Here is a 14,900-nt window from a genome sequence, read left to right as displayed (position 1 = left end):
CGCAAGCCCCTCTTAGAATGCCTGGCCTATACCTGCATAGATACCGTATTGACTGCCGCCGTCATAGCGCTTCAACGGGACAGCGACGTCCAATCGCAACGGGCCGAAAGGCGTGGCGTACCGTATGCCGATCCCGGCGCCCGCGCGTATATCAGAGAAATCAGGCACTATTTCGGTGGAAACGGTTCCGACGTCAATAAACGGTACGATGCCGATCGAATCGGTCAGCTTCATCCGTACTTCGAAAGAGGCAAGCGTATAGGAGCGGCCGCCAAGCGCCTCGTCCTCATCATTGTAAGGCGAGATTTCCCGATAGCCGTAGCCGCGCACCGAGCCGCCRCCGCCGGCGAAGAAACGCCGTGTCACCGGAATGTTCGCGAGATCGCCACCGCCCGCGAGAACCCCCCCGGCGATCTTTGCCGCGAGCACTGTCCTGTTTTCCTCGCCGAGGCCGAGATAGCCGGAGAGCGACCCTTCGAATGATGAGAAGAAATTACCTTCAAAGGCTTCATAGCTCGGCTTGGCGGCAAGGGTCGCATAATAACCCTCCGTCGGCTCCAGCTTATTGTCGCGCTTGTCTCGCTCGAAACCCACCGGCACGCTAAATGTCAGGTATTCATTTTCTCCGAAAGCATCGTCCGCTCGGATCCAGGCAATTTCGCCGCCCGCTGTCAGCTTGTCCGTCTCATTGAGCTCATAGGCGAAGCCGGCGGATGCCGTCACGGACTGGGCTTTATAGATGTCGTCGGGGTTCTCGCTTTTCGCCTCGAGTCGCGATTCGAAGGTCGCTTCGGGCACGAAGGCGCCCGGCTTAGTGAAGATGATGCCCGCCGAATAATTGAGACCGTCGAGGTCGGTATCGGTTCCGAGCCCCGAGACTTTGCCTTCTATCCTGAGCGACTCTGCCTGGCCGAACAGATTTCGGTGTCCCCAATAGCCCTGGACGCCCGTGCCGTCGATCGAGGAATATTCCGCCCCGAAACCGAAATAGCGATGCTTGCCTTCCGAGACTTCAATGGTCAGAGGCAGTGAACCGTCGGGCGCCAGCGCATTTGCCTCGCGGATGTTGATGCTCGAGAAAACACCAAGTTCCCGCAGTCGCTCGGAGGCCTTTTTCAACTGTTCGGGCGAATAGCGTCCGCCCTTGTCGAGCCGTGAATAGCGGCTGATGAAGTTTGCGTCGACAGTGCGTGCTCCCTTGACGGCAACCTGCCCGAAAGGCGCAACCGGTCCGGAAATCGCGCCCATCACGACGTCCACGGTGTTGGTCGCGTGGTCCGCCGTCACTTGCCGTTCCGTCAGCTGCGCAAGCGRCCGGCCCTCCTCCTTGAGGTCGGCAAGCATTTTTTCTCCCGCCTTGATGATCAGCAGCGAGCCGGCCTCTCCGCCGGGAACGAGATCGTAGGCGGAAGGATCGCGTCCTGCGGCATCGCCTTCGAGACGCACCGTGCCAAGACGGAAAACCGGACCGGGATTGACGGCGACCGTGACCGGCACCGGTCCCGAATGATCGAAAGTCGGGTTTGGAGGCAGTTGGTCGATATCGGTGCCGGCAATTGAAATGTGGACTGTGCCGCCGTAGCGCGCCTCCTCGTAAAGCACCGCTACGAGCCTGTCCCGGTCCTCGCGGGCCTTGATGACGATGCCGAGGTCGCCGGAAACCGGTTTTTCCTCATCGGCCACGAGAGAGGCAGCGTTTTCCAGCCGTTTCGTTAGGTCCTTGTCCGCATCGCCTGCCGAAAGGGTAGCATCGTATCGTACGGGATTGATGACCTCGATGGTCTCTTCATCCTCGCCGAAAAGCGTGATCCCGAAAATCTTCAAGGCGTAGGCGTTTTCGGCGAGCCCGGGCCAAGACAGGAGAGCGAGGGCAAGCGCAATACTACCTGCTCCGCGAAACGTCCTCTCGTTTTTCCGCCCGGCGTCTTCGTTTCGCATACTCAACTTACTAACATTGACCCCTCCGGGCCTTACGGCCCTCGTCAGGGCTACGTATCTAACCGCAAATGAGTAAACGGGGTACCCCTTTCCGGTTGTCCTTCTTGTTTTTGCGACGAAAAAGCCCCGGAGCGTGCTCCGGGGCCACAATCCTCGGTGTGTTGGCCGATGGATGTGTCAATAGCGACGCGGGCAATCGTCGATATAGCGGCGGCCATACCGGTCGCGGTAGTAGCACTGGCCGGGCTGTTCGGAAACAGAGCCGATGAGCGCGCCGGAAACCCCGCCGATCGCAGCACCTACGGCGGCACCTCGTACGTTACCGCTGACCAATCCGCCGATCACGGCGCCGGAAGCGGCACCGATGCCGGCTCCCTTTTCGGTCTGCGTGCAGCTTGCGAGCGTCAAGCTGGCCAAAAGAAGCACCAGGGCTTTCTTCATGAAATCCTCCAGGATTGAGACTAATGTCGGTGTCCGACCCAAGCCCGCGATCTCGCCCTGATCGCTACTTTTGCAGGCTACCTAACGGGCGGGAACAATAACCGCTGAAATGTGGAAGTCTAGAACCAATCGACAATCAGATTTCGGGCCAGGTTCCGGCTCGGCGCGAGCCGGTTCAGGACGGGATTTCTGCTTCTCTTTCCTAGGCTGGCATGCATTCACGGGTGCGTCATCGCTCCCGTAAAAGCGCTTTCGCTGGAAACTAGCTGTTGATCCCCTCGGCAAAAAAGCAAATGATACCCGAGTGCTTGAGGAGGCACTGGGAGGAATAAGATGGCGAAAGTGACGCTTACGGTGAATGGCCGGAAGGTGAGCAGCGAATGCGAAGACCGCATGCTGCTCGTGCATTTCATTCGCGAGAAGCTCGGCCTGACGGGCACGCATGTCGGCTGCGATACGACACAATGCGGTGCCTGTGTCATCCATATGGACGGACGTTCGGTAAAGAGCTGTTCCATCCTAGCGGTCCAGGCCTCGGGCTCGACCGTCACGACCATAGAAGGCCTGGCACCGCAAGGCGAGCTGCACCCCGTGCAAGCGGCTTTCAAGGAGCATCACGGCCTCCAGTGCGGTTTCTGCACGCCGGGCATGGTGATGACTGCTGTCGACATGATCAACCATCATGGCGGAAGTCTCGACGAAGAAACCGTTCGCGCCGGGCTGGAAGGCAATATCTGTCGATGCACCGGCTATCACAACATAGTCAAAGCCGTTCTTGCCGCCGATGCCGAAWTGGCTGGCGCCGGCAAGAGGCAGGCGGCTGAATAAGCGAGTAGTGAGCAGTCGTTAGCAATTGGTGCCTCAGGCGGGCTTCGTATCCCAGCTTCTGAACTGCTCACTACCGACTAATTCCTACTCACTATTCGCTCATTTCTGGAGGAGATCGAAAATGGGTGTTGAAGGAATCGGTGCCCGCGTTGCCCGCAAGGAAGATAAGCGTTTTCTGACCGGCAAAGGCCGCTATACGGACGATATGGTCGTTCCGGGCATGAAATATGCCTGCTTCGTGCGAAGCCCGCATGCGCATGCGAAAATCAGGGGCATCGACGCTTCCRCCGCCAAGGCCATGCCCGGCGTCATCGACGTGCTGGACGGCAAGCAGCTCCAGGCGGATGGCATCGGCAATCTGATCTGCGGCTGGATGATCCATTCCAAGGACGGTTCCCCGATGAAGATGGGAGCCTGGCGTCCGCTGGCGGGCGATACGGTGCGGTATGTCGGCGATGCCGTTGCGATCGTGGTTGCCGATTCCGCAGGCGAGGCGCGGGATGCGGCCGAGGCCGTCGAAGTGGACTACGAGGAATTGCCGGCTGTTACGGAGGTGCTTGCAACGATGGAGCCGGGCGCCCCGCAGATCCATCCGGAAGCGCCCGGAAACCTGATCTTCGATTGGCAGCTGGGCGATCCCGAAGCAACCGATCGGGCGATCGCGTCGGCCGCTCATGTGACCGAGGTCGAGATCGCCAACAACCGCCTGTCCCCGAACGCGATGGAGCCGCGGGCGACGCTTGGCATCTACGATGCGGCTGAAGACCATTATACCTGCTACACCACGAGCCAGAATCCGCATGTGGCCCGCCTCGTCATGAGCGCCTTCTATAATGTCGCGCCGGAAAACAAGCTGCGTGTCATCGCGCCGGATGTGGGAGGCGGGTTCGGCTCCAAGATTTTCATCTATCCGGAAGAGATCGTCTGTCTCTGGGCTTCCAGGAAGACCGGCGTGCCGGTCAAGTGGACGAGCGACCGCACGGAGGCCTTCCTCACGGATGCGCACGGGCGCGATCATGTCTCTAAGGTGAAGATGGCCTTCGATGCCGATCACTGCATCATCGGACTCAAGGTGGATACGATCGCCAATCTCGGCGCTTACATGTCGTTGTTCTCGTCCTGCGTGCCGACTTATCTCTATGCCACGCTGCTCTCGGGCCAATACGACATTCCGGCGATCCACGCGAACGTCCGCACCGTTTACACCAATACCGCGCCGGTCGACGCCTATCGCGGTGCGGGGCGTCCGGAGGCGACCTACCTGCTGGAGCGGACGATGGAAATCGCCGCGCGGGAACTCGGCATCTCGCCAGCGGAACTCCGGCGAAAGAATTTCATCCGGTCCTTCCCGCACCAGACGCCGGTCATCATGAATTATGACGCGGGCGATTACGAAGCCTCGCTGAATGCCGCAATGCAAGCCGCCGATTGGAGCGGGTTTGCCGAACGGCGGGCGCAATCGGAGGCGCGTGGCAGAAAACGCGGCATTGGCATGAGCTGCTATATCGAAGCCTGCGGCCTTGCTCCCTCCTCGGCGGTCGGCTCGCTCGGCGCCGGTGTCGGTCTTTGGGAGTCGGCGGAAGTGCGGGTGAACGCCGTGGGCACCATTGAGGTCTTCACCGGCTCGCACAGTCATGGCCAAGGGCACGAAACCACGTTCGCCCAAGTCGTTGCCGATCGTCTCGGTATTCCGATCGACAGCGTCAATATCGTGCACGGCGATACCGACAAGGTGCAGATGGGAATGGGTACCTATGGCTCCCGATCCGGCGCGGTTGGCATGTCGGCGGTCGTCAAGGCGCTCGACAAGGTCGAGGCCAAGGCGAAGAAGATTGCCGCCCATCTGATGGAGGCGGACGAGAGCGATATCGTCGTCGAAAACGGCGAACTGAAGGTTGCCGGCACGGACAAGACCCTGCCCTGGCCTCAGGTCGCGCTTGCCGCCTATACCGCTCACAACCTGCCGTCCGGCATGGAGCCCGGCCTGAAGGAGAGCGCCTTTTACGATCCCTCCAACTTCACCTTTCCGGCTGGCTGCTACATCGCAGAGGTCGAGGTGGACCCGGAGACCGGCAAAACCGATATCGTTCAGTTCGTCGCGGCCGACGATTTCGGGAACATCATCAATCCCATGATCGTCGAGGGCCAGGTGCATGGCGGCCTTGCGCAAGGCATCGGTCAGGCGCTGCTGGAAGGCGTGCACTACGATCCTGAGACCGGCCAGCTTCTGACGGCAAGCTACATGGATTACACCATGCCGCGCGCCGACGACCTGCCCTCGTTCAAGCTCTCGCATCAAAACACGCCGTGTCCCAACAATCCGCTCGGCGTCAAGGGCTGCGGGGAGGCGGGGGCGATCGGCTCTCCGCCGGCGCTGATCAATGCGATAACCGATGCGATCGGCCATGATCGGCTCGCCATGCCTGCGACGCCGATGAAGGTCTGGCACGCGCTGCAGACGGCTCATTGAGGAGGGAGATCATGTACGCAACCGATTATCATCGTGCTTCCTCCGTGCAGGAAGCCGTCAATCTTCTCTCCTCCCGGCCCGAGGGAAAATATCTTGCCGGCGGCATGACGCTGATCGCCACCATGAAGCAGCGGCTGGCCGCCCCGAGCGACCTCGTCGATCTTCGTCATATTCCCGATCTCAAGGGGATTGCGGTCGAGGGCCGTAAAGTGAGGATCGGTGCGGCAACCCCGCATTCGGATGTCGCGGGGAGCGCTGCGCTTCGCGCGGTCTGTCCGGCAATATGCTACCTCGCCGACCGGATCGGTGATCCCCATGTGCGGCACATGGGCACGATCGGGGGATCCATCGCCAACAACGATCCTGCGGCGGATTATCCGGCAGCGGTCCTTGGTCTTGGTGCGACCGTCGTTACCGATCGCCGTTCGATCCCGGCGGACGACTTCTTTGTTGGTCTCTTCGAGACGGCATTGGAAGAGGGTGAAATCGTCACGGCGGTGACCTTCGAGGCGCCCGAGAAGGCGGGATACGCCAAGTTCGACAACCCGGCCTCGCGGTTCGCCCTGGCCGGCGTTTTCGTCTCTCGCGGTGCGGATGGGGTGCGCGCTGCGGTGACCGGAGCCGGCGCCGACGGCGTTTTTCGTCACCGCGGTATGGAAGATGCGCTTGCATCGTCCTGGTCCGGGGACGCTCTGACAAAGGTAGTTGTCGATTCCGCCGGCATGTTGTCCGACCTGCACGCCGATGCCGAATACCGGGCCAACCTAGTGAAGGTGATGGCAAAGCGAGCTGTGGCCGCTGCGGGATGAGCCCACGTTACGCTGCAATCCTTCTGAACAGGGCGGCTTCAGGGCCGCCTTTTTTGCGCGGGCTTGACGCAAATCAAATAATCAGTTTCAGAATTTCGGTAGCTATTCATTGGAATAATTCAAAAAAGTCGGGCCAAATGCCGCAGGCGGCTTTTATTCTCTTCTCGCGGGGTTGACGAGAAGCGGCCTACAAACCAAAACCAAGCAGGTTCTGGAGTGTGACATGGATTTCGAGGCGTTTTTCAAGAGCGAGCTGGACGGACTTCATCAGGAAGGCCGTTATCGGGTGTTCGCCGACCTTGAGCGGCATCGCGGCAATTTTCCGCGCGCCACGCGTCACACCCCCGATGGTCCGAAGGAAGTGACTGTCTGGTGTTCCAACGACTATCTCGGCATGGGCCAGCATCCGGCCGTGATCGCTGCCATGAAGGAAGCCATAGATCACTGTGGCGCGGGTGCGGGAGGCACCCGGAATATCTCTGGCACCACCCACCACCATGTTCTGCTCGAGCGTGAGCTTGCCGATCTGCACGGTAAGGAGGCCGCGCTCGTCTTCACCTCCGGCTACATTTCAAACTGGGCGACGCTCGGCACGCTTGGCGCCAAGATCCCCGGCCTGATCATCTTCTCCGACGCGCTGAACCACGCTTCGATGATCGAAGGCATCCGCTACGCCAAGTGCGAGCGGGTGATCTGGAAGCACAACGATCTCGCTGATCTCGAAGCCAAGCTCGCAGCCGCCGATCCCAGCGCACCGAAGCTGATCGCTTTCGAATCCGTCTATTCCATGGATGGCGATATCGCGCCTATCAAGGAGATCTGCGATCTCGCCGACAAATATGGCGCGATGACCTATCTGGACGAAGTCCATGCGGTTGGCATGTACGGGCCGCGTGGCGGCGGCATCGCCGAGCGCGAAGGCCTGATGGATCGCTTGACGGTCATCGAAGGCACGCTCGGCAAGGCATTCGGCGTCATGGGCGGCTATATCGCCGCCTCGACCGCGCTCTGTGATTTCATTCGCTCCTTCGCTTCCGGTTTCATCTTCACCACGGCGCTGCCGCCRGCGCTTGCTGCGGGCGCGGTCGCCTCGATCCAGCATCTGAAGGCAAGCCCCTTCGAGCGTGTCCGCCATCAGGACCGAGTGCGCAAGCTGCGCGCCATGCTCGACCAGCGCGGCATTCCGCACATGAACAATCCGAGCCATATCGTTCCGGTCATGGTCGGCGATGCTGCGAAGTGCAAGTGGATCTCGGATATCCTGCTCGATACCTGCGACATCTATGTCCAGCCGATCAACTATCCGACCGTGCCGCGCAAGACGGAGCGCCTGCGCATCACGCCGACCCCGCTGCATTCGGATGCCGATCTCCAACATCTCGTCGGCTCGTTGCATCAGCTCTGGTCGCGCTGTGCGTTGGCACGCCACGTGGCGTGATTGCTCTGAAATCTGGAAGAAAAACAATGGCCGCCTATGCGGCCATTTCCATGTTGGTGATCACTTCGGCAGCTCGCCGGCGCGCTTCGGCATCGGCGGCAAAGACCTTATCCATGGTGGAGGCGGCGTCGAGCTGCACCATGTCTTCCATCACCCGTTCGACGACATCCGCCATCGAGAGAAAGCCGATACGCCCCGCACAGAAGGCGTGGAACGCAGTTTCCTCGGCTGCGTTCATAACGGCACCCTGTACCCCGCCGCGTTCGAGCGCCGTCCGTGCAAGTCGGAGCGCCGGGAAGCGGACCTCGTCGGGCGCCTCGAAGTCCAGCCGGGCGAGCTTGGCGAAATCAAGCCGCTCCACGTCAAGCCTTGGCCGGTTCGGATAGGTCAGCGCATAGCCGATCGCAGTACGCATGTCGGGACAGCCGAGCTGGGCCAGCACCGAACCGTCCGTGTAGCCGACCATGGAATGGATGATCGATTGAGGATGGACAATCACCTCGATCTGCTCGGGACGGAGATCGAAGAGATGTTTCGCCTCGATCATCTCCAGCGCCTTGTTGAACATGGAGGCGCTGCCGATCGAAATCTTCAATCCCATCGACCAGTTGGGGTGCGCGCGGGCGATGTCGGCTGTCACGCCTGCCATCTGCTCCCGCGTCCAGGTACGGAACGGGCCGCCAGAGGCGGTCAGGACGATGCGCTCCACCGCATGGTGCTGGTCGTCCTCGAGCGATTGGAAGATTGCGCTATGTTCGCTGTCCACCGGGATCAGCCGTCCGCCGCCCTCGGCCACTGCCTTCACGAAGAGTTCGCCGGCCGAGACGAGGCATTCCTTGTTGGCGAGTGCGATATCCGTGCCGCGGCTTGCCGCGGCGAGCGTTGGCGCAAGGCCGGCCGTGCCGACGATCGCGGCCATCACCCAATCGGCCTCCATGGAGGCTGCCTCGATTAGTGCTTCGCGCCCTGCCGCAACCTCCGTTCCGCTGCCGGCAAGCGCCTCCTTCAATTCGGCATAGCGGCTTTCGTCCGCCGTCACTGCCAGCCGGGCGCCTGAGCTGCGTGCCTGCTCGGCCAATAGCGTGATGTTGCTGCTGCCGGTGATCGCGACAACGTCGTAGACATCACGTCCACCGAGCTGGTTGACGACGTCGAGAGTGTTGACGCCGATCGAGCCCGTGGAGCCGAGAATGCTGATACGACGTTTGCCAGCGGCCATGAAATTCCTCGTTCATGAAACTGCCGCTGGTCTACAAGCGAAAGCGGCGGCTCACAAGAGCAGCCTTGAATTCGATTCGGCTGCGACCATGTGCTGCTTGATCGGCGATCGGGATCGAAGCCAAATAGAATCATGAGCAAAAAAACTGAAATCAGCGCTACTTGCGCCATCGCGGGAGCCGGGCCGGCTGGGCTGATGCTCGGTCTATTGCTGGCGCGTGCCGGCGTGGATGTCGTGGTCGTGGAAAAGCATGGTGACTTCCTGAGGGATTTTCGTGGCGATACGATCCACCCTTCAACTCTGGAGGTGATGCGCGAACTTGGACTGATCGAGGAATTCCTGAAGCTGCCGCATACGCGCGCGCCGAAACTCTCGGCCGAAATGGGTGGCCGAACTGTGACGATCGCCGATTTCTCCCGGCTTCCGGTCCGCAACCGCTTCATCGCCTTCATGCCGCAATGGGATTTCCTGAGCTTCCTTGCCGGGCAGGCGAAGCTCTATCCGAATTTCCGGCTGCTGATGCAGGCGAGGGTGGATGGGCTCCTGGAGGAAGAAGGGAGAGTCGTCGGCCTTGTCCTAGAGTCCCCTGATGGACCGCTTTCCATCCGCTCAAAGCTGGTCGTCGGCGCCGATGGCCGCAATTCGATCGTGCGCGAGAAGGCCGGGCTGAAGGTTGAAAGTTTCGGAACTCCGAGCGAAGTCGTCTGGATGCGCCTGTCGAAACAGCCAGGTGATCCGCAGGAGGTGATGGGCCATGCCGGTCCGCGCCAGGGTTTCGTGCTGATCGATCGCGGCGATTACTGGCAATGCGGTTATGTCATCCGTCGAAGCACCTTCGCCGAAATTCGCCAGAAGGGGATCGAAGCGTTTCGGCAGATGGTGATAGAGGTTTCGCCTTTGCCGGCGGATCGTGTGCAGGAAATCCGTAGCTTCGACGATACGAGCCTTCTGACGGTGCGCATTGATCGGTTGAAGCAATGGTGGCGGCCGGGCCTTATCTGCATAGGCGATGCCGCGCATGCCATGTCGCCGATCGGCGGCGTCGGGGTGAATCTCGCAATTCAGGATGCAGTCGCGGCCGCCAACATCCTGTCGCGGCCGCTTCGCGAAAGGCGGCTTTCCGATGCGGACCTTGCCGCCGTCGAGAAGCGCCGCGACTTTCCCACCAAAGCCACGCAGAAGCTGCAGTTGATGATGCGGAGCAGCCGCCGTACCGATCAGGCGGATGAACGGAAGCGCCAGGGGCCGCCAGCCTTCGTCCGCGGTATTGCCCGCTGGCCGATCCTTGCGCATCTTGCCGGCCGTCTTATTGGTCTAGGCTTTCGCATGGAGCATGTCAGAACGCGCTAGGTGTTCCCTCTCCGTAGAGAATGCCTCTACTGCACGACATTGCCCTGGGTATGAGAAGACCAGTCGCCGTGGCTCACCGCAGCCATCTGCGCCGAGGTCTCCGGCCGGCGGATCGGGACGGGAACGATGGCAGGCAGCAGCAGTTCATCCTCCGAAGCCAAAATCTCCGTCGTTTCTGCCTGAGAGGAAGGCGCCGATGCGGCCACCGCGGCGGTCGTCGGTGTGATCGCCGCCGCTGTGACGGAGGCTGCCGTTGGTTGCGGCGCGGGCGCCTGCGCCATATCGGTTATCTTTGTCAGGCCCTCATTGGTCGATCCCGGCTGAGCAAAGCTCAGAACATATTCGCCGGACTGTTTCGGGGCGGGGGTTTGCAGATCGCCGTCACGGTCCCGTTTTTCGTAGAAGGCATTGCCGCCCGCGACAGTTACATAGTGCATGTTCCGATAGGGGAACTTCAGCCCGTTCTGATGGAAGAACATGGCGTTCTTCACCTGCGGGTGGCGTTCGCCTCGCAGGATCGCATTTGCCGCGTCCTCAAGTTCGGGAGCCGTGTCCTCTTCCATCTTGCGCGTCATTACCCCGGGGGCAAACTGTTTTTCCTGGGAAACAACGCCGCAAATCGTGCCGGGATAGGCGCCGGAGGTCAACCTGTTCATCACCACGCTGCCGACGGCCATGAAGCCGTTTTTGCTCGACCGCTCGGATTCGAAATACATTGCCCTTTTCAGGCATTCGCGGTCGGCGGCGGTATAGTGGTAAACCTGTCGCTTGGAACCGTCGCCCGTCTGGACGGCTACGGTTTTTGCAGCCCCTGACTTGATGGAAGATGTGGTCTGAGATGACGTGCAGCCTGCAAGAAGCAGCAGGCCAGCCAACAAGGTCAGCCCGCGAATCCGGGCGCAGCGAATCGCCGTCATGAGTCTCGTCCCCGCGATAAAAATTTCACAAATCACTTCGGCGGGGAAATAATTACTCTACCGTGGAACTTAGATCAACCCTGCATCCCGTGAATCGGCGGGCGGTCTGAATTGCGGCGGAAAATCGTTTCTAAAATGGCAAAAAAGCGGAAGAGGCGAGTCAGTTGAAGGGGTGTCACTGGCAAGCATTGAGAGGCCTTGCGGCTCAATGATTCACAGGTATTCTGATCGGACGAAGAGGTGGCCGGAGACTATCCACCCCGCACGAATGCCAATGCGAGGTCTTTGGTCGATGCAACCACCGTTCGGTGGGATATAAAGACAGCTTGCATCCTGGTTGAGCTCAGGGAGCCATCATGCGCACATCGGTCATTTTCTGGCGTCGCACGGATACCGAGGGCCTGGAGCGTTTGGAGCTTCTTGTGGAGCCCGAGGGAGTAAAGGTCACATCGACCGTCATCTGCTTGGAATCCGGTGGGTTCCGCATCGATCACCATTGGAGACTCGGCTCCGATTGGCGCGCGCAGTCCGTTGTCGTGGAGCGCTGGAACATGGCGGGCCGAGGATCGCTGAAGCTGGAGCGCGCTGAATCCGGCTGGAAGGTAGACGGCGAGCTGCGCGCCGATCTCGAAGGCGCTGCAGAGCCGGATCTGTCGATTACCCCGTTCTGCAACACTTTACCGATCCGTGAAATGGCGAAGGCCGGAAGCGAGAGCTTCACACTCGACGTCGCCTTCATCGATGGGCCGACGCTGACCGTCGCGCGTTCAAGGCAGCGCTACGACCGGAAAGGTCCCAAGAAACTCCGCTATGTCGACCTGGGGCTGTCTGCGGGTTTCGAGGCGGATCTTGTGGTCGATGAAGAGGGGTTGATAGTGCGATACGAACATCTCTTCGAGCGGGTGCCGGCATCTGCCTGAGAGCTTTATGGTGATCCCGGCGCGATTCGAACGCGCGACCCCCAGATTAGGAATCTGATGCTCTATCCTGCTGAGCTACGGGACCACTGCCGCACATCCATACAAAAGGCATCTGCCGAAGCCAAGTCTTTTCCTCGGCGGATGCCGGGATCACTCGCTCAGCCGCTGTTCGGCCAGCCTCACCCAATAGGAAATGCCAAACGCGATCGCTTCGTCGTTGAAGTCGTAGCCGGGATTGTGAAGAGGCGCGCTATCGCCATTGCCGATGAAGATGAAGGCGCCGGGTCGGGCTTTCAGCATATAGGCGAAATCTTCGCCTGCCATGCTCGGGTCGACATCCGTATCGACATTTGCGTCTCCCGCTACATCTTTCGCGGCGCCCGCGGCATGCAGGGCTTCCCGGTCATGGTTGACGGTTACCGGAACGTTCCGCTCATACGCGATTGCTGCCTCAGCACCGTGCGCATCAGCGATGCCTGCGACGATCTGACGGATGCGGCTTTCGGCAAGGTCACGGATTTCTTCGCTGAGCGTGCGCACCGTGCCTCCGAGCATCGCCTCGTCCGGAATGATATTGTGGGTGGTACCGGCGTCGAATCGCGTGACCGAAATGACGACGGAGCGCAGCGGATCGGCATTGCGGGCGGCGATCGCTTGAAGGCTGCCGACGATCTGTGATCCGATGAAGATAGGGTCGATCGTCCGGTGCGGCTGAGCGGCATGGCCGCCGCGTCCCTTGACGGTGATCGTGAAACGATCGGGGGCTGCCATGATGCCGCCCTTGCGGATCGCGAAGCGGCCGAGCGGGATTCCGGGCATGTTGTGCATGCCGTAGACTTCCTCGATACCGAAGCGTTCCATCATGCCGTCCTCGATCATCGCCAGCGCGCCGGCGCCGCCTTCTTCGGCGGGCTGGAAGATCAGGGCGATGGCGCCGTTGAACCTGCGTGTTTCGGAAAGATATCTGGCCGCGCCCAGGAGCATGGCCGTGTGCCCGTCATGGCCGCAGGCATGCATCCTGCCGGCCGTTTTGGAAGCCCAGGGCTTGCCGGTTATCTCGGTGAGCGGCAGGGCATCCATATCGGCACGCAGGCCGATGGTGCGGCCGGCCCCCTGTCCGCGGATGATCCCCACGACGCCGGTGCGGCCGATGCCCGTCACGATTTCGTCGACACCGAATTCCTTCAGTTTGGCGGCCACGAAGGCTGCAGTATTTTCGACGTCGTAAAGAATTTCAGGGTTTTCATGAAGATATCGTCGCCAGCCGCTGACTTCGTCCTGCAATTCGGCGGCCCGGTTCAAAATCGGCATAGTGTTCCCTTGTTTTCGCTCACGCGGTTATGACTCGTCCTCCCCAGACGATACTGCCCCTCACGATTGACGCAATCAATCTTCTTTGCCATTGCTTGGCCACATAGGCCAACTATCCGCCCTACTCGTTAATTGAAGAACAACGAGGAACTATCTTGCCTCTATCGAAGCACCGCCTGCCGTCCGCCACCCGGCTGATTTCAGCCCTGACGGCTCTGGCACTCCTTGGCTCCGCCGGCCATGCAGCCGCCAATCCGAAGATCGTGATCGATGTCAGGACAGGCCGTGTTCTTGAGCACGAGGATGCCTTCCGGAAATGGTACCCAGCTTCGCTCACCAAGCTGATGACGGCTTATGTAACCTTCAAGGCGCTGAAGAGCGGCCGGCTTTCGCTCGATAGCGAAGTGGTGATGAGCAAGAAGGCGGCCGACCAGCCGCCGAGCAAGATGTACTTCAAGCCCGGCTCCAGACTCACGATGGACAGCGCGTTGAAGATCCTGCTCGTCAAGTCGGCGAATGACGTCGCGGTCGCCATCGGCGAAACCGTGGGCGGCTCGCTCGACCAGTTCGTGGCGATGATGAATTCTGAAGCGCAGCGTCTCGGCATGACGTCCACGCATTTCATCAATCCGCACGGATTGCCGGGGCAGGGGCAGTATACGACGGCGCGCGACCTTGCCATCCTGGCGCTGCAGTTGAAGCGCGAATTCCCGGAATTCGCGGGCTATTTCTCGCTCGAAGGCATCAATACCGGCAAGAAGAACTATCCCAATTTCAACATGCTGATCGGCCGTTTCGAGGGCGCGGACGGAATGAAGACCGGCTTCATCTGCGCAGCCGGCTTCAACCAGGTTTCTTCGGCCACTCGCAACGGGCGCACGGTTATTTCGGTCGTGCTCGGCTCCGACAGCCTTGCCGGCCGCGCTGACGATTCCGCCAATCTGCTCCAGAAGGGGCTGACGATCCCGCCAAATCGTGGCGTGCCGCTTGCCTCGCTCGCTTCCTATGGCGATACCGCCACGGTCAACGACCTCAGCGACCAGATCTGCAATCGTGAAGCTGCCAAGGTTCGCAGTGAAGGGCGGGACGATGCCGGTCGCATGGTCGTGCATTCGCCCTATATCAAGGAAATGACCCGCCCGCCGGTCTATAGTTTCGCCGGCCTCATTCCGGGTTCCGAGGCTGTTGCAGCCAGCAAGGGCGGGGAAGAGATCGCCAACGTGCCGATCCCCTTGCCGCGTCCCACGTTCTGAACGGGA

Annotated in this window: 12 protein-coding genes and 1 tRNA gene; 7 read left to right on the top strand and 6 right to left on the bottom strand. The window is 60.6% G+C overall.

Features of this window, described 5'->3' with window-relative positions; all coding sequences use genetic code 11:
* Positions 1-12: 12 nt before the first annotated feature.
* Positions 13-1,938, bottom strand: coding sequence for an autotransporter assembly complex family protein (locus LCM4573_RS09505; protein WP_071006039.1), 1,926 nt, complete (start codon positions 1,936-1,938; stop codon positions 13-15).
* A gap of 177 nt (positions 1,939-2,115) precedes the next feature.
* Entirely contained in the window at positions 2,116-2,379 is a 264-nt protein-coding gene (locus LCM4573_RS09500) for a YMGG-like glycine zipper-containing protein (protein WP_046796317.1), read from the bottom strand.
* A 333-nt stretch (positions 2,380-2,712) separates the two neighbouring features.
* Here LCM4573_RS09500 and LCM4573_RS09495 point away from each other — a divergent pair, with 333 nt between their 5' ends.
* The 4 genes from LCM4573_RS09495 to hemA all read left to right on the top strand — a co-directional run bounded on the left by LCM4573_RS09495 (position 2,713) and on the right by hemA (position 7,924).
* On the top strand, positions 2,713-3,207 hold the full coding sequence (locus LCM4573_RS09495; protein ID WP_071006038.1) for a (2Fe-2S)-binding protein: 495 nt from the start codon (positions 2,713-2,715) through the stop codon (positions 3,205-3,207).
* A 121-nt stretch (positions 3,208-3,328) separates the two neighbouring features.
* Positions 3,329-5,677, top strand: coding sequence for a xanthine dehydrogenase family protein molybdopterin-binding subunit (locus LCM4573_RS09490; RefSeq protein WP_071006037.1), 2,349 nt, complete (start codon positions 3,329-3,331; stop codon positions 5,675-5,677).
* 11 nt (positions 5,678-5,688) lie between these two features.
* Entirely contained in the window at positions 5,689-6,486 is a 798-nt protein-coding gene (locus LCM4573_RS09485; protein WP_071006036.1) for a xanthine dehydrogenase family protein subunit M, read from the top strand.
* Positions 6,487-6,709: 223 nt separating this feature from the next.
* Positions 6,710-7,924, top strand: a complete 1,215-nt coding sequence (hemA, locus tag LCM4573_RS09480; protein WP_071006035.1) for a 5-aminolevulinate synthase — start codon at positions 6,710-6,712, stop codon at positions 7,922-7,924.
* A gap of 34 nt (positions 7,925-7,958) precedes the next feature.
* On the opposite strand, the gene dxr is transcribed toward hemA, so the two are convergent.
* Entirely contained in the window at positions 7,959-9,143 is a 1,185-nt protein-coding gene (gene dxr / locus LCM4573_RS09475; protein WP_071006034.1) for a 1-deoxy-D-xylulose-5-phosphate reductoisomerase, read from the bottom strand.
* Positions 9,144-9,275: 132 nt separating this feature from the next.
* Here dxr and LCM4573_RS09470 point away from each other — a divergent pair, with 132 nt between their 5' ends.
* Positions 9,276-10,493, top strand: a complete 1,218-nt coding sequence (locus tag LCM4573_RS09470) for an FAD-dependent oxidoreductase (RefSeq protein ID WP_071006033.1) — start codon at positions 9,276-9,278, stop codon at positions 10,491-10,493.
* A 26-nt stretch (positions 10,494-10,519) separates the two neighbouring features.
* Here LCM4573_RS09470 and LCM4573_RS09465 read toward each other — a convergent pair whose 3' ends face one another.
* Positions 10,520-11,410 carry a cell wall hydrolase gene (locus LCM4573_RS09465; protein WP_083347381.1) on the bottom strand — a complete coding sequence of 297 codons (891 nt, stop codon included), beginning with the start codon at positions 11,408-11,410 and terminating at the stop codon, positions 10,520-10,522.
* Positions 11,411-11,766: 356 nt separating this feature from the next.
* On the opposite strand from LCM4573_RS09465, the gene LCM4573_RS09460 reads away from it, so the two are divergent.
* Positions 11,767-12,330, top strand: coding sequence for a putative glycolipid-binding domain-containing protein (locus tag LCM4573_RS09460; protein ID WP_071006032.1), 564 nt, complete (start codon positions 11,767-11,769; stop codon positions 12,328-12,330).
* Positions 12,331-12,338: 8 nt separating this feature from the next.
* On the opposite strand, the gene LCM4573_RS09455 is transcribed toward LCM4573_RS09460, so the two are convergent.
* Together LCM4573_RS09455 and LCM4573_RS09450 are read right to left on the bottom strand one after the other, a co-directional pair.
* Positions 12,339-12,415, bottom strand: a tRNA-Arg gene (locus tag LCM4573_RS09455).
* Positions 12,416-12,480: 65 nt separating this feature from the next.
* Positions 12,481-13,641 (bottom strand): M20 aminoacylase family protein, encoded by a 1,161-nt coding sequence (locus LCM4573_RS09450; protein ID WP_071006031.1) that lies wholly within the window; start codon positions 13,639-13,641, stop codon positions 12,481-12,483.
* Positions 13,642-13,796: 155 nt separating this feature from the next.
* Here LCM4573_RS09450 and LCM4573_RS09445 point away from each other — a divergent pair, with 155 nt between their 5' ends.
* Positions 13,797-14,894, top strand: a complete 1,098-nt coding sequence (locus tag LCM4573_RS09445; protein WP_407071723.1) for a D-alanyl-D-alanine carboxypeptidase family protein — start codon at positions 13,797-13,799, stop codon at positions 14,892-14,894.
* The last annotated feature ends 6 nt before the right edge of the window (positions 14,895-14,900 follow it).

The organism is Rhizobium sp. LCM 4573 (assembly GCF_001854865.1).
In the GTDB taxonomy this organism is placed as follows: Bacteria; Pseudomonadota; Alphaproteobacteria; order Rhizobiales; family Rhizobiaceae; genus Neorhizobium.
This window is presented reverse-complemented; position numbering and strand designations above follow the sequence as displayed.

Coding starts and splice junctions, on each gene's coding strand:
- LCM4573_RS09500 (WP_046796317.1), bottom strand. CDS start 2,379: ATGAAGAAAGCCCTGGTGCTTCTTTTGGCCAGCTTGACGCTCGCAAGC.
- LCM4573_RS09465 (WP_083347381.1), bottom strand. CDS start 11,410: ATGACGGCGATTCGCTGCGCCCGGATTCGCGGGCTGACCTTGTTGGCT.
- LCM4573_RS09470 (WP_071006033.1), top strand. CDS start 9,276: ATGAGCAAAAAAACTGAAATCAGCGCTACTTGCGCCATCGCGGGAGCC.
- LCM4573_RS09485 (WP_071006036.1), top strand. CDS start 5,689: ATGTACGCAACCGATTATCATCGTGCTTCCTCCGTGCAGGAAGCCGTC.
- LCM4573_RS09460 (WP_071006032.1), top strand. CDS start 11,767: ATGCGCACATCGGTCATTTTCTGGCGTCGCACGGATACCGAGGGCCTG.
- LCM4573_RS09450 (WP_071006031.1), bottom strand. CDS start 13,641: ATGCCGATTTTGAACCGGGCCGCCGAATTGCAGGACGAAGTCAGCGGC.
- dxr (WP_071006034.1), bottom strand. CDS start 9,143: ATGGCCGCTGGCAAACGTCGTATCAGCATTCTCGGCTCCACGGGCTCG.